General features: G+C 51.0%; 17 protein-coding genes. 11 read left to right on the forward strand and 6 right to left on the reverse strand.

Annotation, left to right across the window (positions count from 1 at the left end; genetic code table 11):
* The first annotated feature begins 353 nt into the window (after positions 1-353).
* From HA050_RS14290 to HA050_RS14310, 5 genes are all read left to right on the forward strand, one after another.
* Positions 354-1,763, forward strand: a complete 1,410-nt coding sequence (locus HA050_RS14290) for an aspartate aminotransferase family protein (RefSeq protein ID WP_166827445.1) — start codon at positions 354-356, stop codon at positions 1,761-1,763.
* Between the two features lie 83 nt (positions 1,764-1,846).
* Positions 1,847-3,094, forward strand: coding sequence for a 4-aminobutyrate--2-oxoglutarate transaminase (gene gabT, locus HA050_RS14295; protein ID WP_166827448.1), 1,248 nt, complete (start codon positions 1,847-1,849; stop codon positions 3,092-3,094).
* 531 nt (positions 3,095-3,625) lie between these two features.
* Positions 3,626-5,080, forward strand: a complete 1,455-nt coding sequence (gene gabD / locus HA050_RS14300) for an NADP-dependent succinate-semialdehyde dehydrogenase (RefSeq protein ID WP_166827451.1) — start codon at positions 3,626-3,628, stop codon at positions 5,078-5,080.
* Between the two features lie 346 nt (positions 5,081-5,426).
* Positions 5,427-6,278: a mechanosensitive ion channel family protein gene (locus tag HA050_RS14305; protein ID WP_166827454.1), complete on the forward strand. Its 852-nt coding sequence runs from the start codon at positions 5,427-5,429 to the stop codon at positions 6,276-6,278.
* Between the two features lie 132 nt (positions 6,279-6,410).
* Positions 6,411-6,767 carry a 5-carboxymethyl-2-hydroxymuconate Delta-isomerase gene (locus HA050_RS14310; protein WP_166827457.1) on the forward strand — a complete coding sequence of 119 codons (357 nt, stop codon included), beginning with the start codon at positions 6,411-6,413 and terminating at the stop codon, positions 6,765-6,767.
* Here the strand turns inward: HA050_RS14310 and HA050_RS14315 are convergent.
* From HA050_RS14315 to trhO, 3 genes are all read right to left on the reverse strand, one after another.
* Positions 6,764-8,392: a methyl-accepting chemotaxis protein gene (locus HA050_RS14315; RefSeq protein WP_166827459.1), complete on the reverse strand. Its 1,629-nt coding sequence runs from the start codon at positions 8,390-8,392 to the stop codon at positions 6,764-6,766. The two genes, HA050_RS14310 and HA050_RS14315, sit on opposite strands and share 4 nt — an antisense overlap.
* Positions 8,393-8,578: 186 nt before the next feature.
* Positions 8,579-9,691, reverse strand: coding sequence for a metallophosphoesterase (locus tag HA050_RS14320; RefSeq protein WP_166827462.1), 1,113 nt, complete (start codon positions 9,689-9,691; stop codon positions 8,579-8,581).
* Positions 9,692-9,894: 203 nt separating this feature from the next.
* Complete coding sequence (gene trhO, locus HA050_RS14325) at positions 9,895-10,848, reverse strand: oxygen-dependent tRNA uridine(34) hydroxylase TrhO (protein ID WP_099398014.1); 954 nt, start codon at positions 10,846-10,848, stop codon at positions 9,895-9,897.
* Between the two features lie 279 nt (positions 10,849-11,127).
* On the opposite strand from trhO, the gene HA050_RS14330 reads away from it, so the two are divergent.
* Positions 11,128-12,498, forward strand: coding sequence for a methyl-accepting chemotaxis protein (locus HA050_RS14330; RefSeq protein WP_166827465.1), 1,371 nt, complete (start codon positions 11,128-11,130; stop codon positions 12,496-12,498).
* Here HA050_RS14330 and HA050_RS14335 read toward each other — a convergent pair.
* Positions 12,495-13,712, reverse strand: coding sequence for an MFS transporter (locus HA050_RS14335; RefSeq protein WP_205836442.1), 1,218 nt, complete (start codon positions 13,710-13,712; stop codon positions 12,495-12,497). The genes HA050_RS14330 and HA050_RS14335 overlap by 4 nt on opposite strands.
* A gap of 270 nt (positions 13,713-13,982) precedes the next feature.
* On the opposite strand from HA050_RS14335, the gene HA050_RS14340 reads away from it, so the two are divergent.
* Together HA050_RS14340 and HA050_RS14345 are read left to right on the forward strand one after the other, a co-directional pair.
* The gene (locus tag HA050_RS14340) at positions 13,983-14,564 is read left to right on the forward strand and encodes a phage tail protein (RefSeq protein ID WP_166827468.1); all 582 of its coding nucleotides are present in this window, start codon (positions 13,983-13,985) and stop codon (positions 14,562-14,564) included.
* Between the two features lie 38 nt (positions 14,565-14,602).
* Positions 14,603-14,938 (forward strand): hypothetical protein, encoded by a 336-nt coding sequence (locus HA050_RS14345; RefSeq protein ID WP_166827471.1) that lies wholly within the window; start codon positions 14,603-14,605, stop codon positions 14,936-14,938.
* Here HA050_RS14345 and HA050_RS14350 read toward each other — a convergent pair whose 3' ends face one another.
* Both HA050_RS14350 and HA050_RS14355 read right to left on the reverse strand, forming a co-directional pair.
* Complete coding sequence (locus HA050_RS14350; RefSeq protein ID WP_166827474.1) at positions 14,939-15,448, reverse strand: GNAT family N-acetyltransferase; 510 nt, start codon at positions 15,446-15,448, stop codon at positions 14,939-14,941.
* Positions 15,449-15,646: 198 nt separating this feature from the next.
* Positions 15,647-16,417 carry an NAD(P)H-dependent oxidoreductase gene (locus tag HA050_RS14355; RefSeq protein ID WP_166827476.1) on the reverse strand — a complete coding sequence of 257 codons (771 nt, stop codon included), beginning with the start codon at positions 16,415-16,417 and terminating at the stop codon, positions 15,647-15,649.
* Between the two features lie 86 nt (positions 16,418-16,503).
* Here HA050_RS14355 and HA050_RS14360 point away from each other — a divergent pair, with 86 nt between their 5' ends.
* The 3 genes from HA050_RS14360 to HA050_RS14375 all read left to right on the forward strand — a co-directional run bounded on the left by HA050_RS14360 (position 16,504) and on the right by HA050_RS14375 (position 20,867).
* A complete protein-coding gene (locus tag HA050_RS14360; protein ID WP_166827479.1) occupies positions 16,504-17,412 on the forward strand; it encodes a LysR family transcriptional regulator in 909 nt (302 codons plus the stop codon).
* 130 nt (positions 17,413-17,542) lie between these two features.
* Positions 17,543-17,878 (forward strand): cupin domain-containing protein, encoded by a 336-nt coding sequence (locus tag HA050_RS14365; protein ID WP_166827482.1) that lies wholly within the window; start codon positions 17,543-17,545, stop codon positions 17,876-17,878.
* Positions 17,879-19,148: 1,270 nt separating this feature from the next.
* Positions 19,149-20,867 carry a hypothetical protein gene (locus HA050_RS14375; protein WP_205836443.1) on the forward strand — a complete coding sequence of 573 codons (1,719 nt, stop codon included), beginning with the start codon at positions 19,149-19,151 and terminating at the stop codon, positions 20,865-20,867.
* Positions 20,868-21,045: the final 178 nt, after the last annotated feature.

The following is a 21,045-nucleotide window of genomic DNA, read 5'->3' on the forward strand; positions in this document are numbered from 1 at the left end:
AATTTATATCACGACTCACAGCAAGGGGCTTTTACCCTCCCCTGAAAACACGCCGAGCGAGGAACAAGCGGGGCGGGGTAGTCGTCAATTCGTGTTTGAGCGAAGCGAGTTGAATTGACGCCGCCTCGATTGTCCACAGCGAGGGGCCTTCGTGTTTTAGGGGTCGCCTTCTTTGGCTTCGTTTCTTGGCGACACAAGAAAGGAAGGTCCAGCGGGACGCCCGCACCAAAATACAACGTGCCGAAGGCACTTAATAGAAATACAGTTTTTGACTTGGCTTGCTTAAACGGCGGGTTACACCCGCCCTACAATGCACTCACGTGGGTACAGACCCCGCAACAAGGAGACACCCAATGAATCCGAATCCCATCAGCCCGGGCCACTCCAGCCCTGGCCGCAGCACGGCACAATACCAGGCGCTGGATGCGGCCCACCATATCCACCCCTTCTCGGATACCGCCGCGCTCAATGCCCATGGCTCGCGGGTGATTACCCATGCCGATGGGATTTATTTATATGATTCTGAAGGGCATAAAATTTTTGATGCCATGAGCGGGCTTTGGTGCGTCAATATCGGCTATGGCAGGCAGGAGCTGGCCGAAGCGGCTTACCAGCAAATGCTGCAACTGCCCTTTTACAATACTTTTTTTAAAACTACCCACCCGCCGGTGATCGAGCTGTCCAGCCTGCTGGCACAAGTGGCCCCCGAAGGCTTTAATCACGTTTTTTATACTAATTCCGGCTCCGAAGGAAACGACACCATTATTCGCATGGTGCGTCATTACTGGGCCCTGCTTGGCCAGCCGCAAAAGAAAACCATCATCGCCCGCGAAAACGGCTATCACGGCTCCACAATAGGCGGGGCCAGCCTCGGCGGCATGCACTATATGCACGAGCAAGGCGATTTACCGATTCCCGGCATTGCCCATATCGAGCAGCCCTACTGGTACGCCAATGGCGGTGAGCTTAGCCCCGGGGAATACGGACTAAAAGCTGCAAGGGCGCTGGAGCAAAAGATTCTGGAGCTGGGCGTGGAAAACGTCGCGGCTTTTATTGGCGAGCCGGTGCAAGGCGCAGGCGGAATTATTATTCCGCCCTCCACCTACTGGCCGGAAATCCAGCGCATTTGCGATCAGTACGGCATTTTGCTGATCGCTGACGAAGTGATCTGCGGTTTTGGCCGCACCGGCTCATGGTTTGGCAGCCAGCACTACGGCATACGCCCGCATCTGATGACCATCGCCAAAGGTTTAAGCTCTGGCTATATCCCGATTGGCGGTGTGTTAGTCCACGATACCGTGGCCAAAGTGCTGACAGAAGGGGGCGATTTTAACCACGGTTTTACCTATTCCGGCCACCCGGTCGCCTGCGCCGTGGCCGCCACCAATATCCGTATTTTGCAGAACGAACGCATTATCGAACGCATGAATGAAGACGTCGCCCCCTACGCCGCCCGGCTCTGGCACGATGCATTTGATGATCACCCGCTGGTGGACGATGTACGCAGCCTGGGCTTTTTCTTTGCCCTCACACTCGTGGAAGACAAAGCCAGCCGCAAGCGTTTCGAACACGGCAGCAGCATGGCCCTGCGCTGCCGCGATATCTGTCTGAAAAACCAGCTGGTCATGCGCGCCACCGGCGACAGCATGATCGCCGCCCCGCCACTGGTCATGACCCGCGCCCAAGCGGAAGAATTTGTCCGGCTGGCCAGGCAGTGTATTGATGAATATGCGCGGGAGCTGGGAATAACCCAAGGTCTGTAGACACAGAGATGTATTTCCCCTTTTGCAATGGGGAAGCCAAAATTTTTGCTCCTTTGTAACCCTCTTGCTCAGCAGGTGAATACATGGACTGGAATGATCGCCGCCTTGCCGCTACCCCACGCGGCGTAGGCATCAGCACGCAAGTTTTTATCGCCAAAGCTAAGAATGCCGAAGTTTGGGATATAGACGGGCGGCGCTATATCGACTTTGCCGCTGGCATTGCCGTACTCAATACCGGCCATTTGCATCCCAAGGTGAAGACGGCGGTCAGTGCCCAGCTGGAAGCGTTTTCGCATAGTTGCTATCAGGTCATGCCTTATACCGGCTATGTGGCGCTGGCAGAAAAACTCAATCAGCTCGCCCCCATCAGCGGCCCGTGTAAAAGCTTTTTCCTCACTACGGGGGCGGAAGCCGTAGAAAATGCCATCAAGATTGCGCGCGTGGCCACGGGCCGGGCCGGGGTAATTGCCTTTTCTGGCGGCTTTCATGGCCGCACACTCATGGGCATGGCACTCACTGGCAAAGTGGCCCCGTATAAAATCGGCTTTGGCCCCTTCCCCGCCGATGTTTACCACGCGCCTTTTCCCTGTGGCGATATCAGCAGCAGCGGGGCACTGGCCTGTTTAAAAGCGCTGTTTAAAAGCAGCGTTGACCCAAAACGCATCGCCGCGATGATCATCGAACCCGAGCAGGGCGAAGGCGGCTTTTACCCTGTACCGCGCGAATTTATGCAGGGCTTGCGGCAAATTTGCGATGAGCACGGCATTGTGCTGATCGCAGATGAAATTCAAACCGGCTTTGCCCGCACCGGCAAACTCTTTGCCATGGCGCATTTTAACGTTGAGCCAGATTTAATCACCGTGGCCAAATCCCTGGCAGGCGGCTTTCCGCTTTCCGGCGTAATTGGCCGGGCTGAGCTCATGGATGCCGCAGCCCCCGGCGGGCTTGGCGGCACTTACGGCGGCAGCCCGATCGGCATTGCCGCTGCGCTGGCGGTGCTGGAAGTTATCGAAGAAGAACAGCTCTGCACCCGTGCCAATATCATCGGCAGCAAAATCAAAGCCCGTTTGGAAGGATTAAAAGCCGGCACCCCTCAAATCCACGACATCCGCGGCCTTGGAGCCATGGTGGCGGTAGAATTCACCGAAAACGGCCAGCCATCCCCCGAATTCACTACAAAAGTAAAAACACAAGCGCAAAACTTAGGCTTGATCCTGCTCAGCTGCGGCATGTACGGTAACGTCATCCGCTTCCTCTGCCCGCTCACTATCGAAGACAGCGTGCTGGATGAAGCTTTAGGAATGCTGGAGCAGGCGATTAAGAGCGCTTAAAAAGGTCTGAAAACCCAAATCTTTAAGCACAGAGGCCACAGAGAACACGGAGAAACCGCAAAACTTGTTAACAGCGCGACTCGTTGCACGGGGCTTAAGAGTCCCCTTGAAGCACGCCGAAACGAGGAACAAGCGGGGCAGGGTTTCGGCGAGGATGTTTGAGCGAAGCGAGTCCCGCAGCAGCAGCCTCGATTGTCCGCAGTGAGGGGCCTTCGTGCTGGTCGGGGTCGCCTTCTTTGCTTACTTTCTTGGCGAAGCAAGAAAGTGAGTCCCACGCGGGGGATTCCCGCACCTAAACACCGTGCCGAAGTCACAAAATAGATATTTTTTTCTTAGTAAACACAGCGCAGTGCCATGGCGGGTTACGGCCAAAATATAGCAGCGCCCAAATGGGCATCGAGAGCGGCCTAACCCACCCTACAGTTACATTTGTTTATTTCAACTGGTGTGGATACTTTTACCCGCAAGGGCTACCGCTCTAAAAAACCCATCACGCGCTGGCACAGTGCCCAACAAAAATAAGGAAACCCCATGCTCCACCTCAACAACCCCGCCCTGTTAAAACAAGCCTGCTATATCAACGGCCAGTGGCAGGATGCCGCAGAAAAAATCGCAGTCACTAACCCCGCCACCGGGGAAATCATCGGGCATATTCCCAAAATGGGCACGGCCGAAACGGCCCAGGCCATTGCCGCCGCCAAGCTCGCCATGCCCGCATGGCAAAAGAAAACAGCCAAAGAGCGCAGCGCGATTTTGCGCCGCTGGTTTGAGCTGATGCTGGCCAATCAGGAAGACCTGGCGCAAATCTTAAGCGCTGAGCAGGGCAAACCTCTGGCCGAAGCGCGTGGCGAGATTGCCTATGGAGCCAGCTTTATCGAGTGGTTTAGCGAAGAAGCCAAACGCGTTTACGGCGATGTGATTGCCGCGCCACAAGCCGACAAACGCATGCTGGTGATCAAACAAGCCATTGGCGTGGTAGCCGCCATTACGCCCTGGAATTTCCCCAATGCCATGATCACCCGCAAAGCTGGCCCAGCGCTGGCGGCAGGCTGCGCCATGGTGCTTAAACCCGCCACACAAACGCCTTTTTCCGCGCTGGCACTGGCCGTATTGGCCGCAGAGGCAGGCATTCCCGCTGGCGTATTGAATGTGATTACCGGCACAGCCAGCCAGATTGGTGGCGAGCTAACGCGAAATCCCGATGTGGCCAAGCTCAGCTTCACCGGCTCCACCGATATCGGCAAATTGCTGATGCGCGAATGCGCCGATACAGTAAAAAAAGTCTCGCTGGAATTGGGCGGCAATGCGCCCTTTGTAGTGTTTGACGACGCCGATCTGGACGCCGCTATAGAAGGCGCCATGATCTCCAAATTTCGCAACGCCGGGCAAACCTGCGTCTGCGCCAACCGCATCTATGTACAAGAAGGCGTTTTTGATGCCTTTGCCGCCAAACTCAGCACAGCAGTAAGCCAGCTCAAAGTCGGCGTTGGCACGGAAGAAGGCGTGACCCAAGGCCCGCTGATTGATGAAAAAGCGGTGCAAAAAGTGGAGGAACATATCCAGGATGCGCTGGAGAATGGCGCAACACTGGCGCTGGGTGGCAAGCGCCACGCGCTGGGGCATAGCTTTTTTGAGCCGACCATCTTACTGAATGTCAGCGCCAAAATGAAAGTAGCCCGCGAAGAAACCTTCGGCCCGCTCGCGCCGCTATTTAGATTCAGCAGTGAAGCAGAGCTGATCCGGCTGGCCAACGACACCGAATTTGGCCTTGCCAGCTATTTTTACAGCCGCGACATCGGCCGAATCTGGCGCGTGGCCGAGGCACTGGAATACGGCATGGTGGGCATCAACACCGGCATGATCTCCAACGAGCTTGCCCCCTTTGGCGGCGTAAAACAATCGGGCCTCGGCCGGGAAGGCTCTAAATACGGGATTGATGATTATATTGCTATCAAATACCTGTGCATGGGCGGGATTGATCGCTGATTAATCTTTTGATGTGCATTTTTTCACAGGGCGGGTGCAACCCAACATTTGGCGCAAAAGAATATTGGGTTACGCGATAAAGCAGCTGACCCAAGCGGCGAATTCACCTTAAATTGATAAGTTTGAGGTGAAACCCGCCTTTTTCCGCAGCCTTTCATGCCAAACCCCACCGGGTTTCACCCGCCATACGAAAATTCAATGTTTGTGCACGCAGTAAACCCGCAGAAATTACGTCCCACCCCTCATTCTGTGCATCATTTCCCCTCTAAAGCGTAATTTATTCTCTTCGAATATCCTGGCAATTCTGTGACACTTAAAACACTGTCACCCAAATAAAGTGAAGCAAATGAATTGGATTGAAATTCTGCAAGCCCAGGCAATCAGCTATGCGCCTAAATTATTTTCTGCACTGATTACACTTTTTATAGGCTGGAAGCTGATCGGTATTGCTACGCAATTGCTCGATAAAATGCTGACTCGCAGCAATGTTGAAGCCACACTCAGGCACTTTTTAGGCAGCCTTGCTAATGTGGCATTAAAAGCGCTGTTATTAATTAGTGCTGCTTCAATGATTGGCATTGAAACCACTTCTTTTATTGCTATTTTAGGTGCTGCCAGTTTAGCCATTGGTTTGGCACTGCAAGGCAGCCTGGGCAATTTTGCAGGTGGCGTGCTGATTTTAATGTTTAAGCCATTTAAAGCAGGCGACTATATCGAGGCGCAAGGCCAGGGGGGCACGGTAGAAGGCATTCAGATTTTTACTACCCGTTTACGTACTGGCGATAATAAATTAATTGTGGTGCCTAATGGCCCATTAGCCAATGGCAATCTCATCAATTACTCTGCCCTGCCCACCCGCCGTGTTGATTTTGTATTTGGTATTGGTTATGACGATGATATCGATTACGCACGAAAAGTTATTTTATCTGTATTAAATAAAGATAGCCGCATTCACCATGACCCGGCCCCTATGGTGGTCGTTTCATCACTGGCAGAAAGCTCGGTTAATTTTACAGTACGTGTTTGGACCAATAGCGAACATTACTGGCCGGTCTTTTTTGATACCACAGAAAATATCAAAAAAGCCTTTGATGTGGCAAAGATTTCTATTCCCTTTCCGCAGCGCACTGTGCACCATATTCAGCATAATGAAACGGCTAAGCCTTTATCAAAAGCCCAGCCTGAGCATGTAAATTAACAAGATTCCCCGGCAAGGCTGGCCATTAATTCCCGTGAGTAATACGGTAAAAAGGGATAACAGCGCTGGGGAATGTTTGCCTGAACATTTATAATCTTCAGGGTCTGGTTTACCCACCCTGAAGGTTTATCCATGCCACATCTGAATATTGAATACAGCAAGAACCTGAGTACATTCAACCCACGCCTAGCTCTGCAACAATTAAACAATGCCCTGATTGAATCAGGCCACTTTGCAGAAGGTGATATTCAAAGCCGGGCGATGGGCTTTGATGATTTTTTGATTGGCAATGTGGATGAGGGCCGCGCCTTTATTCATATAAAACTGCAAATTTTGAGCGGCCGCTCACCCGAAGTTAAAAAAGCGCTTTCAGAAGCCCTGCTGCAGGCGCTGAAAACAGACACACCGCAAAACATAAAGCTGCTGATCCGTACCGAGATTATCGATATCGATCGCCCTTCTTATTGCATGCTGAATATCGGAAGCTAACCCGCTTTTAAAGCATGCAGCTTAAATTGTGAAATTAATCCTTTCATTTTAAGCGCCAGCTCATTCAGGCGTGCGGTGGTATCCACCGCGCGCTGAGTGGCCTCAACATTTTCACCCGACATCGCCACAATCTGCTCTATACCACGCGAAATCACATCACTGCCTTTATTTTGCTCCTGCATAGCCGTAGCAATATCGATCACGGATTCAATCACATCACCAGAGCCCGTGCTGCTTTGCTGCACCACTAAGGCCACCGCTTTGGCCTGCTCATTGCCATTTTTAACCCGCTGAACTCCTCTTTCCATACTTTCAATCGCATCCCGGGTACCTTGTAAAATGCCATTGATCACACTGCCAATTTCCTGAGTGGCCTGCGTGGTTCTGTGCGCCAGAGTACGCACCTCATCGGCCACCACGGCAAAACCCCGGCCCTGCTCACCCGCCCTTGCCGCCTCGATTGCGGCATTTAAAGCCAGCAGATTGGTTTGATCGGCAATTTCTTTAATCACATTCACAATCGAATTAATCTGATCAGACCGCTCGCCCAGGCCATGAATAATGCCGGATGTTTCAGAAACAGATTTTTCAACTTCTTCCATCCCGGCCAGCACACCTGCAATCATTTTTGCACCATCATTAGACAGCCCGGCCGATTCTGCAGTCAGGCTGTGCGCGCGCTGTGCACTGCTATTCACTTGCTCAATACTCACCACCATCTGGCCAATTGATTCGGCAATCGCCCCTGCCGAGGCGTTCTGATTTTCTGATGCGGTTCGGATTAAGCCAGACTGAGCTGCCAGCTCCTGCCCGTAGCAAATCACCTCTTCTGCGCTATCACTGACCTGGCGGATAATATTTTCTAAATGACTTTGCATCGCCCTGAGCGACAACAATAACTGCCCCATTTCATCTTTACGCGAAGTCTCAATATCATGGCAAAAATCGCCATGGGCAATGTTTCTGGCAATTGAGATAGCCTCGCTTAATACCGCCGAAATTTGCCTGGTTACCAGAGTAGAAACCAGTGTCATAGCAATAATCACCAGCACCAGAAACACCAGCATATGCAATTGAGACTTTTCAAAGACCTCTTCAGAGCCTTTTGACTGCTCAGCAGACTGCTTTTCAATTAAATCTGATAAGGCTGCCATTTCTTTTTCTAATACATCAAATTGCTGCTGAAAAACAGGTAAGTCTTTTTCCATTTTTTCTGGTGCATTTTTTGCGCTGGTAAACAGCTGAGTGGCTAATGCAATATATGCATCAACAACAGGCTTTACCGTGGCTATCTTATTTTTGATAAGTTCACCCTGCGCCAGTTTCTCATTGCTGGCAAACAACTCTTTAAAGTGCTTGCCATGCTCTGCTAAATCTTTTTCAGCAGAATCAACTTCTTTCATATCATTATTTTTAATAGCCAATATCGCAGATAAAACATCTCCGCGTATTGCATCATGCATCATGTCTGCTTCCATCTGATTACGCATAATGGAAAGGCCACCGAGTAAATCATCCACACTGTCACGTGATGAATTTTGGCCATTCAAACCAATAAATCCCATGATCAGGACCGCAGCAACACCTGAGAGCCCCATCAAAAACAATCTGAATTTTAATGACATTGCCGTATCCTCTGTCTGCGCATCAAACACATAAAAGATAGAACATTGGCAACAATTTGGTATTTTTATTTACTTACAAGCAATAAACTTACAAAAAAGCCCCACACAAAGGCGAAGCTTTTAATAATGAGTCAGCGACTACTTATTTTAACCATAATTTGAATATGGTTAATTGCTCAAAGAATTTCATCCCTGCTGCAAAGTAATTCGAGTTATTTCCGATGGCGCAAATAGGCGTTTAGGCGGCCCCCAATACCCTGTACCCCGGCTGGTATATACCCACACATTACCCAATAAATTCAATCCGGCGGTAAAGGGCTGCTGAAAGCGCACAAAAAAGTTCCACGGGAAAAACTGCCCGCCATGGGTGTGGCCGGATAATTGCAGATGCAGGCCTAAATCCTGTGCCTTAAATGCGCTGCGCGGCTGATGCGCAAGCAGCAATTTAAACGGCGAATCGGGCGATCCGGCCAGGGCTGCCTGTGCATCGCTTTGATGATCCGGATAAAAATGCCCGGCGCTGTAATCTGTCACCCCCGCCACCACCAGCTGATGACCGGCGTGTGAGAGTAAAACATGCTCATTAAGCAGCACTTGCAGGCCTAAACGACGCAGCTCGGCAATCCATGGCAGCGCGCCAGAATAATACTCATGATTACCCGTTACAAAAAACGTGCCGTGTGTGGATTTTAATCGCTCAAGCGGCGCGGTATGCGCGGATAAGTCAGCCACATTGCCATCGACCAGATCGCCTGTTACCGCCACCAGATCTGCACCAAGGCTGTTTACCTTATCCACAATGGCATCCAGATAAGGCTGCTTAATCGTTGGGCCAACATGAATATCGCTGATTTGGGCGATGGTAAAGCCCACTAATTCTGCAGGCAGATTCGCCACTGGCACGGCCACATCCACAATCGATGCGCTGCGCCGTGCATTGATCAGGCCCAGCAATGTAAACAGCACAGCGCCAGCCAGCACGCCAACAGCGCTTTGAAGCTGCCAGCTGCTATACGCCGCATCGCTCAATAAATAAGCAAGAGGCAGCAAGGAAACATCGCGCAACAAGCAAAGCGCAAACACCGATGAAGATAAACCCATCACCGTTAAACCCAGCCACGCAAGGCGGTCAGCCCATGGCGGCTGGCTGATAAATCTGGCCGCCAGGCCCAAAGGCAGCAACAGACTGGAAACCACAAGCGCAAGCCAGCCCAGCAACAGGCCCGGTCCCTGCAAACCCAAAGCAGGGAACAAACGCATGCCCAGGTAACTATGTGCCAGTAAAATAATGCTGAACATGACAAGCAGCGTTGAACGGGGCGGCGTGGTGTGTTTCAAGTGGGTTTTCCTATGAAGGTAAAAATACGCGCCCAGGCTAAGGGTTTCGCAGGAGCCGCTTTAACCGCCCCTGCGCTGTGCACTTAAATAGACAGGATTAAATTTCGCCCACCAGCGTATGGCCTTGCCAGGACGCAGAGAGGGTAAAACATCCCGCCCGAAATTTAATCCTTAGCCTGCGCATCCCGCATATTGCGGCCAAGCGGATTGGGCTGATTACGTTTTTTAGCCAGCTCGATCTGTTTTTGCCGCTCGCGCGCGCCGTTTCTGGTTTTTTCGCTCAGCGAATTCCAGCAGTGCGGGCAACTGATTCCGGCCACGTAATGCGGTGACTGGCGCTCTTCTGCCGAAACCGGCTGGCGGCAGGCGTGGCAGAGGTCGAAATCGCCTTCGCTTAAATCGTGGCGAACGGTCACGCGGTTATCAAATACAAAACAATCGCCTTCCCATTTGCTCTCTTCCTGCTTCACTGTTTCCAGGTATTTAAGAATGCCGCCTTTAAGGTGGAAGACTTCTTCAAAGCCCTCGCCCAGCATATAGCTGGAGGCTTTTTCGCAGCGGATGCCGCCGGTGCAAAACATAGCCACTTTCTTGTGTTTTGCAGGGTCGAAATGCTGCTTAATATAATCAGGGAATTCACGGAAGCTGGCCGTTTTTGGATCAATGGCCCCCTCAAACGTGCCGATGGCCACTTCATAATCGTTGCGCGTATCAATCAGCAGCACTTCAGGATCGCTGATCAGTGCATTCCAGTCTTCAGGCTCTACATAGGTGCCCACAGCCTGATTAGGATCCACACCCGGCACGCCCAGGGTGACGATTTCTTTCTTTAATTTAACCTTGCTGCGGTAAAACGGCTGCTCATCACAATAAGATTCTTTGTGATCCAGATCGATAAAGCGTGCGTCGCTTTTTAACCATGCCAATAAGCCATCAATACCGGCGCGGGAGCCAGCTACCGTGCCATTAATGCCTTCAAAAGCCAGCAGCAAAGTGCCTTTTACTTCGTTATCCAGCATGGATTGCAACAGCGGCTCTTTGAGCGCTTCAAAATCGGCCAGCGTTACAAACTTGTACAGGGCAGCCACAACAATGGCCTGAGCGTTATTTTGAGTCATTTTTTATATATCTCCAGGTGGTCATCCACGCAAAGGATGGACCGGATAAATGCGGGCAAAAACCAGCGAGGCCGCAGTTTACCTGAAGCAAAAATGAATAACAGCCCGCCAGTCTGCCGGCTTGTTTTCTATATATGGCCTAAACACAAAATATCAATCCTGCCTTGCTTTAAGCACAGGGTAAGGGCTAGTTTTAATGGGGTGTCTGCTCCCAAAATGCAGAGAATTGATGGCAATAATAGGCAGGCGATAGCGGGCAGCAAATACCAGGGGGTTAAAATGGCAATACCCACCATGAAAAAAATATTTATAAGCAGAGCCATTTTATTTCTGGGCTTTATAGCTGCTTTGTATGTGATTATTTTTTATAATAAAACAAATTCAGATCAGCTTTATTTGGCACAGCGTCAAGAGCACGCTGCCTTATGGATTGTAAATCAATTACATGCAGGCCATGATATTGCGGCGCAAGCACACAGCCAGATTATTTTTAATGAAATAAAAAATGAAGAAGATGTATTTAACGAAAGAACATTGCTTCTTGCCGCCGGATTTAACACCAAAGAGCAATCTTTACTGAAAGAGATCCTAAACGCCTCCCATCAGCCTTCACAAAAAACACAATTAATTAATCAATTATCTGAATCACTGGTAAAAAAGCATGCTGAAATCATTCAGCCAAAACACCAGCAACAGCAAAAATTCTTTTATATTATTTCAATTTTCACCCTGATATTGTGCATTATATGCGCCTTATTTATTTCCCAAACCTATATGGGCATTATCCATAGAATAGGCTGTGGCCCCGGCGAGGCAAGACGTCTGATCATGGAAGTTGTGGCAGGCAATTTACGCGGGGAATTTTCTGCTAATCATAAAAACAGCCTGCTTTATGCACTGCACAGCATGATTGAAAAATTGCATGAGGTATTGGCCGAAATATCCGAAGCATCACATTTACTGGCCAAAACATCACATTTAATCAGCACATCAGCAAAAAACCTCACCTACAACGCCATGGAGCAAGCCACCAGTATTGAAGAAACCAGTGCCTATTTAGAGCAGCTGACCGCCACCGTGGCGCAAAACAATGAAAATACCCGCATTACCGAAGATATCTCCGCGCATTCATCCATGAATGCCATAGAAGGTGGCGAAGCCGTTAAAAAAACAGTATTGGCCATGCGCGAAATTGCCAAAAAAATCAGCATAATTGATGATATTGCCTATCAGACTAATCTGTTAGCCCTGAACGCCGCCATTGAAGCAGCCCGCGCTGGCGAGCAAGGCAAGGGCTTTGCGGTGGTGGCTGCAGAAGTACGAAAACTGGCCGAGCGCAGCCAGACCGCCGCACAGGAAATCAGCATTCTGGCCAGCAACAGCGTAGAGCAGGCCGAGCGCGCAGGTGAATTACTGAACGAAATTGTGCCTTCCATTAAAAAAACAGCCGATTTAGTGCAGGAAATTGCCGCCGCATCGCGCGAGCAATTTATTGGCATTGAGCAAATTAATCAATCCGCCACTAAATTAAGCAATGTCACCCAGGCCACCGCCATTGCCGCAGAAGATTTATCCAATACATCGGATGAATTATCCATGCACGCGCAAAAGCTGGAAGACGTGATTGGTTTTTTCCAGATGAAATCTTAAACCGTACAGGGTGCCATTTTAACTGCAGCCCTGTCCATCAGCGGCACCGCCAGAATAGCCAGCACAGCACAGGCAAACCAAACACTATGCCCGCCAAAATGGCTGTATATCTGGCTGCTGAATACCGGTGAAATCAGCATACTGACACTCCAGCACACCCCGTAAAGCCCAAAATAATGGCCGCTTTTACGCCCCTCGGCACGCAGCATCACCAGCACGCTCATTGTGGGCATAAACAAGATTTCACCTATGGTCCAAATCGCGGTAGAAAGGCAAACATAGGCAAAGCCCCACTGCACCCCAAAAGGCAGCATACCCAGCCCAATCGCCAGCAAAACAGCACCAAGCGCAAGCTGGCCGCGCTCGCCCCAGTGCTCTGTGGCGCGGGTTAATGGAATCTGTAAAGCCACCACCAGCAGGCCATTAATCGTAAACTGCCAGCCTAAAGCCCCGGCACCCAGCTGATAAAAATCCAGCAGATAATTGCCCAGCATGCTGTTAACCGTTTCGTAAGCCAGCCCCAGCATCACCCCCACCAGCAAAAAAACCATAAAGGGCCAATCCGAATAAGGCGAGGCCAGCCCCTGCTCTGACCCGGCTGGCGCACTGCCCGCCAGCGGCACAGCACTCCAGCGCCGCAAAGCCCAGCGCAACCAGCCAGCCGCCCCAAAAGACATGCTTGCACTCACCACAAACACCCAGCGGTAATCCCAATGCGCCAATACACCGCCCAACACACCCGCAATCGCCACTGCCAAATTAACCGCCACCCGATTCAAAGCCTGTGCCCGTGGCCGCTCTGGCAGGCTGCAGTTTTCCATAATCAGGCGCTGGTTAAGAGGCCGCGCTCCCCCGTCACACACTCCGGATAAAAACAACAACAGCGCCAGCAACCATGGCGACTCAAGTAATGTAAGGCTAAGCAAGAGTACACCACTGGCAAACATCAGCCGCACAGCCAGTTTGCCTGTGGGCATATGATCACTCAGCACACCAATCGCGTAAGACCCCAGCAATAAACCCGCCCCGCTGCACGCCAGCAACCAGCCGATAGTATCAATCGAAAACCCCAGCACCTCACGCAGATACAAAGCCATAAACAGCTTCACCATCACGCCAAGGCGATTAACAAACAGCGCCCCCGCCAGGCCCCAGGCCATTTGTGGCAAATCAGACAGCTTATTTTTAAATGTATTCAGCGATGTGAGCAGCATCAGGCATCCCCATAAAGAAGCCTGAAACTCTACAGATATGCCCTGAGTATAAACAGACGCAATTTAATAAAAGTAAGGGGATACAGTTGGAATGGCCCCTTTATATGCTCAGGGCAAGTAAGCGAAACCGGAAAGAAGCAAGAGCAAAATATTTAAAAAGTATTTTGAATTTAACAGTTTCATGAAATAGATTTAACAATGCAACTGAACAAAATATTACTTTAATATTCTTTAAAGCTTACAAGCAGGCTAAATTTAAAGGAGTAAGAAATGGAAGCATACCTTGGCACTATTCTGGCATTTGGCTGTGATTATCCGCCTCCAGACTGGGCCCAATGCATGGGACAAACCTTACAAGTATCACAAAACAATGCCTTATTTGCCGTTCTCGGCAACCATTATGGAGGCACTGCTGCGCAAACCTTTATGCTGCCCAATCTTGCAGGACGCATGCCCATCGGTGTTGGCCCGGCACAGCCGAGCGTCCCCTTGCCAGCGTATAGCGTTGGTAATACCGGGGGCCACCAGGCTGTTACCCTGCTTGTAAATAATCTGCCTGCCCATAGCCATGCCATGCAAAGCCTGAGTGTTAATTTTCAAGCCGCAGGCACAGCCACCAGCCCGCTGAGCAGTCCCTCTGCCACTAACTCATTCATTGGTGCTTCTGGTGCAGGTACCGGGCTGGCCACCATCTGGTCAACCACGTTAAGTAATCCGATCAATGTCGGTGGGCTGAGTGCCAGCGGCAGCACCTCACCAACAGGGAGCGGCCAGGCCATTAATGTGGTGAATCCTTATCTTGCCCTGAATTTCTGTATTGCCATCAGCGGGTTATTCCCGGTAAGGCAATAATTTGGCCTTGAATACGCAGCCACATGATGGAGAACACTATGCTGGGAAACGTTTGTGCAGAGGATTTTCTACCGCTGCTGGGTAAAGTTTGTTATTTCCAGACAGAGCAGCTGGCGCCGGTAGCAATGCGGGTAGATGCCGTAACCATGCGCCCCGAAACAAAGTTACCCAGCTACTTAAACGTCAAACGCCTGCCATTTATGGTTGAGCTCAGCTCAGACGGCGCTGGCAATATTATTGATGCTACCGGCACCCTGGCGCTGCCTGCCGAAGAGCCCGCTGCATACAAACAGCTGCATTCTGTATGGATAGGCCGGGTAGCCCCGCTGGGGCGGGACACTTCCCTTGCCTATTTTCAACTGCTGTTCAACTGATTACACCCTTGCCCTGGCCGGGGAATGCTGCGGATACCATACCAGCTTATCTGCCATCACCCCCGGCTCTTCCACTACAAAACCCAGCTGCTGGTAAAGCAGCCTTGCCTGAGGGTTGTTATGCCAGACAACCACCGCAAGCGGCGTTTTGACTTGAACAGAAGCCTGCTGCAATCCCAGCAGCACACCCCGCCCATAGCCAAGCCCGCGCACCTCGGGCAGCAAGGCCAGAAAAATAATCCGCACCTCGTTGTGGCCAAAATCAGTCATCACCACACCCACTGCTGAGCGCGTTTTTTCCACAATGAAATGCATCGCCCCCGGGAAATGATCCCCCGTGCCTATCTGCAAAACCTGATACTGCTGCTCTGCCACCGAATTAATCAAATCAGCATCACCATCAATACACTGCAAATCCGGGCGGGCACTGCGATACAGGCTGGCAATAAAAGCCGAATCACTATCGCGCGCAGGCCGCAAAGACAAACCATCAGGCAAAGCATTAAACATAACAACCCTCTTTTTATTGAAAACAAACTGAATCTGAAAACCCTGCCCTTGCAAAACATAACGTGGCCGCAGTTGATACCAGCCAGCACATGCATTATTTATAAACCAAAGACAAGATATAGAAAGCAATTTGAAAGCAAAAAAGAAACAAGCCAATACAACGGACTGCAGCCCACGTTTAAATACAAAAAAAAATGATTATCTGCCAATGTGCAGCGCAAACCCCTGCTGATCCGGAGCGATATCTGCTTTTAGGGTTAGTGCGGGAATATCATAATCACCTGCATTTTGCGGGCGAAACGGGATGGGGGCCGTGATCCAAAGATCATCAAGGCGCTGACCCAGCGCTTCACAAGCACGGGCAAACTTTGCCTCATCAATCCGGCTGGTCTGATAAAGCACAAACGGGGGCAAAACATCAAAGCCGGGGTAATGCAAAATGCCATGCTGAATGGGGAACAACAGATCATCAATCGGCCCATTAATCCCGCGCGGGCTGTAGTGAGACTCCCATCCTCCGGCGGTGACCATCAGCATTGCCCGCTTTCCTGCCAGCGTACCTTCCCCATATCGATCGCCCCAGCGGACATCAGAATGCTCGCCAACACCATAAGCAAAACCATAGGCATAAACGCGCTCTGCCCAGCCCTTAAGAATGGCTGGCATAGAAAACCACCACAGGGGGAACTGCAAAATCAGCGCATCCGCCCACAATAATTTAGCCTGCTCCAGTGCAATATCTGCACTCTGAGTACCGCTCTCAAAGGCATGATCCAGCGCCGGATCAAAACGTATGCCCTGCCTGGCCATGCAATCGCTGGCATCCAGCGTGGCCTTCCACTGCATGGCATACAGGTCTGAAACCTGGACAAAGTGCCCTAAGCCCTCAAGGTGTTTGATAACAAAATTCTTAAGCGAGCCATTCAAGGATTGCGGCTCAGGATGGGCATAAACAAGCAGGATATTCATAGCGATGCTTTCAAGATTTAGGAATGCACAGCTTAGGTTTTTGTCAGGTATATTAAAAATGAATTCCCAAAATACCAGGTATTAGCATGAATAATCTCCGCAGGCTGGATCTCAACTTATTGCTGACGCTGGATGTGTTACTTGCCGAACACAATGTAACGCGAGCGGCGCAGCGGCTGAACCTGTCCCAGCCATCGGTCAGCGTGCATTTAGCCAAGTTAAGAGAGATATTTGCAGACCCGCTTTTGCTGCCCGGCCCAAGGGGAATGCGGCCAACCGCAAGAGCAGAAGAATTACGCGAGCCTTTGCGGCAAGCACTCAATGCCCTGGAACACGCGGTAGCCCCGGCCAGCCCGTTTAATCCGGCCGAGGCCAAGCACACATGGCGCATTGCCGCTGCCGACTACAGCGAAGCCAGCATCCTGCTGCCCGCCCTGCCCGGCTTACGCACCGCCGCGCCCAATACCCGGCTTGCCGTTCTGAACCTGGCCCCCGCACGTATTGCCAGGCAAGCAGAACAGGGGGAAATTGATCTGGCCTTCCACACCAGTGCCGGATCACCACAGGGATTGCGCCGCCGGGTACTGTTCTCGGAGCGCTATGTACTGGTCAGCCGGGCAGACCACCCCAGCCTGAAACAAAAGCCAACGCTGGCCCAGTTTTGCGAGCTGGATCACGCCATTGTTTCTGCAGACGGAGGAGGATTTTATGGGGTAACCGATGAGGCGCTACAAGACCTGCAGCGCAAAGTAGTGCTCTCTGTGCCGCACTTTCTGTTTTTAAAATCAGTATTAGAAAACACCAACCTCGTAGCCATGCTGCCTGCACGTTTAGTCAAAGGCAGTAAAACACTGCAAGTGCTGGAGCCACCACTTGATCTGCCCAACTTCGAAATGGCCATGCTCTGGCACGAACGCACCCATCGCGACCCGGCCCACCAATGGCTGCGTGAATACATTGCAAATTCAATTGAGGCGGATCAGAGGATTGGGTAACAGCAAGCTATTCGCGAAGCGGGTGAAAAACCCAAGACCTGAATCCATTTTTGTCTGCAGGCAATGAATACAGCGCTGTCTTGCAGATTAGAATCAACACAGCCTTTAACCAACATTCGCAGAGACCACAATGCAGCAAAATATCTTTCACGAAAGCAGCCCGCCAGCCACCGGCGAGCGTTTCGAGCCTTTGCACACCCAGCCCGGCCTGCTGATCGAGCGCATCATCAGCTCCCCCCGCATCGCCCACAGCGAATACATCCAGCCACAGGACGAATGGGTGCTGCTGCTTCAGGGCGAAGCCAGGCTGGATGCAGCCGGTAAAACCGTGGCCCTGCACAGCGGCGACTACCTGTTCATCCCTGCCCAAACCCCACACACCGTGCTGGAAGTGAGCGATGGGGCGGTTTGGTTGGCGGTGCATATTGGGGAGGGGGTGGGAATCCAGCCAGCAGATCAAGCTTGAGAAGCTTTTTAAGTGCCTTCGGCACGTTGATTTAGGTGCGGGTGCCCCCGCAGGGGCCTTCCTTTCTTGAACGGCCAAGAAAGGAAGCGAAAGAAGGCCGCCCCACGAAGCACGAAATCCCCTCGCTGCGGACAATCGAGGCGGCGTCAATTCAACTCGCTTCGCTCAAACACGAATTGACGACTACCCCACCCCGCTTGTTCCTCGCTCGGCGTGCTTCAAGGGGACTCTAAAGCCCCATGCAAAGAGCGCGTTTATAGTATTCCAAGCTGATTGCTGATTGCTGATTTCAAAAACTTAATTTTAATCTTCAGAAATTAAAACCAATCAAATACTTGTTAATGAAAATAAAAGCATTAACGACATAGTTTTTAAATCTATATGGCGTAATACCTTGCTTTAACTAATTCCCCGCTGCACACAAAGAAAGAATATCCATGCTGCGCTAGGTGCATAGGGCTTAAGAATCCCCTTGAAGCACGCCGAAGCGAGGAACAAGCGGGCGGGGTTTCGGCGAGGACTGTTTGAGCGAGCCTGCGAGCGAGTTCCGCAGCCGCCGCTCGATTGTCCGCAGATGAGGGGCCTTCGTGCTTCCGGGGTCGCCTTCTTTGCTTACTTTCTTGGCGAAGCAAGAAAGTAAGTCCCCAGCGGGGGACACCCGCACCTAAATCAAGGTGCCGAAGGCACTAAAAGTGAAGTAATCCCTGGCAAATAAATTGGGAATGTTTTATCTACCCAACGCGTCTCGACCAATGCAAATGTTGGGCTGATAAAGCTTTAGCCCAACCTACCGCGCTGTTTTAGCGAAGCGAGTTCCGCAGCCGCCGCTCGATTGTCCGCAGATGAGGGGCCTTCGTGCTTCGTGGGGTCGCCTTCTTTGCTTACTTTCTTGGCGAAGCAAGAAAGTGAGTCCCAGCGGGGATCCCGCACCAAAATCAACGTGCCGGAGGCACTGAAATGGCTTTAAGCCTTACCCTCAATGGCCCCACTTAAAACGCTATACATCATTTGATTAAGCAAATGACGGCAAGGAAAAAATTAGAACAAAGGAGCAAATGAGGATTGAGAGTATTAAAAAAAGTGATCCTAATATAAACGTTGCAGAATAGTTTCAACCCCAAAGTTCAATCAATGGATTTGTGTGTAATGGCATTTATTAAATAACCATCAACATATTGGGTAATTTGTTATGCTTTCACATTAGGAGCGATTATATGACCTTGTAATGATCGTCCAAATGGGGAGGATCAAACAGTAAAAGGAGATTCTTATGGGAGCTGATCAATGTATGTGGGGCTTTTGCTTTGTCCAGCTAAATAGAAATGGGCTGAAATTTTTTGGCTTCTCAGAATTTCTCGCGGGCCTCGCTCTCATGATGCTGGTTTGGACAATCGCCGACGTTCGCTACCGATTCCGAGTCCGGACTGCCCCCATTTCACTGCAAGGCATTACTTTCTCAGTTGTCGCCACTATTGGTGTACTCACGTTGCTTACGGACCTCTGGCGTGCTGAGCAGTGGCTAGTACCAAAGGGGAACCTCCTGACGCCTGCGTCGTGGCAAGCAGTCCTAGGCGGATTGTTCCTACTAACCTTCCTCACATGGACATGGTTCGCATTCATCCGACCTCCCATATACGGTAGGTATAATGCCGAGCGCTTCGCACAGACCTTGTATCGATTTATCCTCAAAGGCTCTCCGGCAGAGCTCGCCGTCATCGCTGACGAACTTGCCTACTCGGCTAGAGCCCTAGTCCACTACGCCACGGACAGAGGCAGACTAAAGAACTATCGGCTTGAGCAGGAAAACGAAAAGAAGCCGCCCCCGAAGGTGAAGGGATACGCCAACGATCTGCTTCTGCTCATTGCCGATAAAAGGTTGTGCCGTGCAATCGTCGAGTCGTCGCCAAGCACGGCGCTAGCCATTTTCCAAGCAATGGCCGACATGAATAAGCACGGCATTCAGGTAGAGACCTTCGCCAAGAACATAGTGAACGAGGCACTGGCAAACAAGGACTCGTTCCTCTACCACGAGGCTGAGGGCTATGAGTCGGGTCTAATCGGTTATCACAAGCCTCTCAGCCAAGCGATGTTCACTCACTATCAAATGGTCGAGACGATCGGGACCCTCCTTGACCCCGATATATACGGTAAGAGGGAATGGGATGCTGAACAGTGGAAGGCTTACTGCAGGGTGGTGTTGATGACTTTACGTAGCTACGTCAAAGAGGGGCAAGGAGGCCATTCGTTCGTGCTGTATCGCGCCAAGGGCTACATCGAAAACGCTGCCTCAGACCTCTACACATTAAACGAACTTACTAGCATTTGGGACAGCGACTCGTCCCGCCGTCTTGACGTCGTCGTCGAGTTCGTAAAGGACGCTGTCAAGATTCTTGACGAGAAAGGAGTTCACGACCAAGTTCGTATTCGCGTTAGAGAGAAACACGGCCACCCACGCGAGACCTTCTACGATCACATTGCCAGCATGATTTTCGAAGTCATCTTCCACGCTTCGGCGGTCAGATCGCCACAGCGGGGATGCTGGTCGATCCAGCACAACTCAGTGTGGGGCGAACTATTCAACTTCAATTGTCTCGATGGCCCTGCCGGCAAGGTGGTGAAGTTCAAGGTACGACGACTCCTGTACGACGAAATTACCTACATGAAGCGCTTCCCTAACTTCAAAGGAGCAAAGATTCTAGGCTTTTGCCTGAACGTGATGGGACTCACTATTAGGCAGGACGACAACGATAAGGACAGCCGAGCTCTTCAAAGAGCCGTGCTGGCTTGGACGAGGAAAAACTTTGTTTGGCTGCACGGCTACAACCCGCGCGTTGCAGAGGCGTGTCTGGTGGACGGCATAACCTTCGACTCAGCGAACCGGCAATTGGTGCGCACGTCTCCAGCCGAAGGACTCAGACGCGAACCAAGCTACACCTACTTCGAACTTGACCCAGCTCCGCTAGATTCTGAAGATGACGCATCCGTGTGACAAGTGCAAGTTAAAGGAAGAGGTGTTAATTCACTCTATGGATTACAGCCATGATGACTCATTGAACGGCAGATCACCTCACCATTGCAGTCTTAACCAAGTCGCCAGCTAAATTAATGACTGCAATGGTCAAGTCTCCGTTAGAATCCTATAGTAACTATTACAAATCCTACTATGT

Source organism: Iodobacter violaceini (assembly GCF_011601265.1).
Classification (GTDB): domain Bacteria; phylum Pseudomonadota; class Gammaproteobacteria; order Burkholderiales; family Chitinibacteraceae; genus Iodobacter; species Iodobacter violaceini.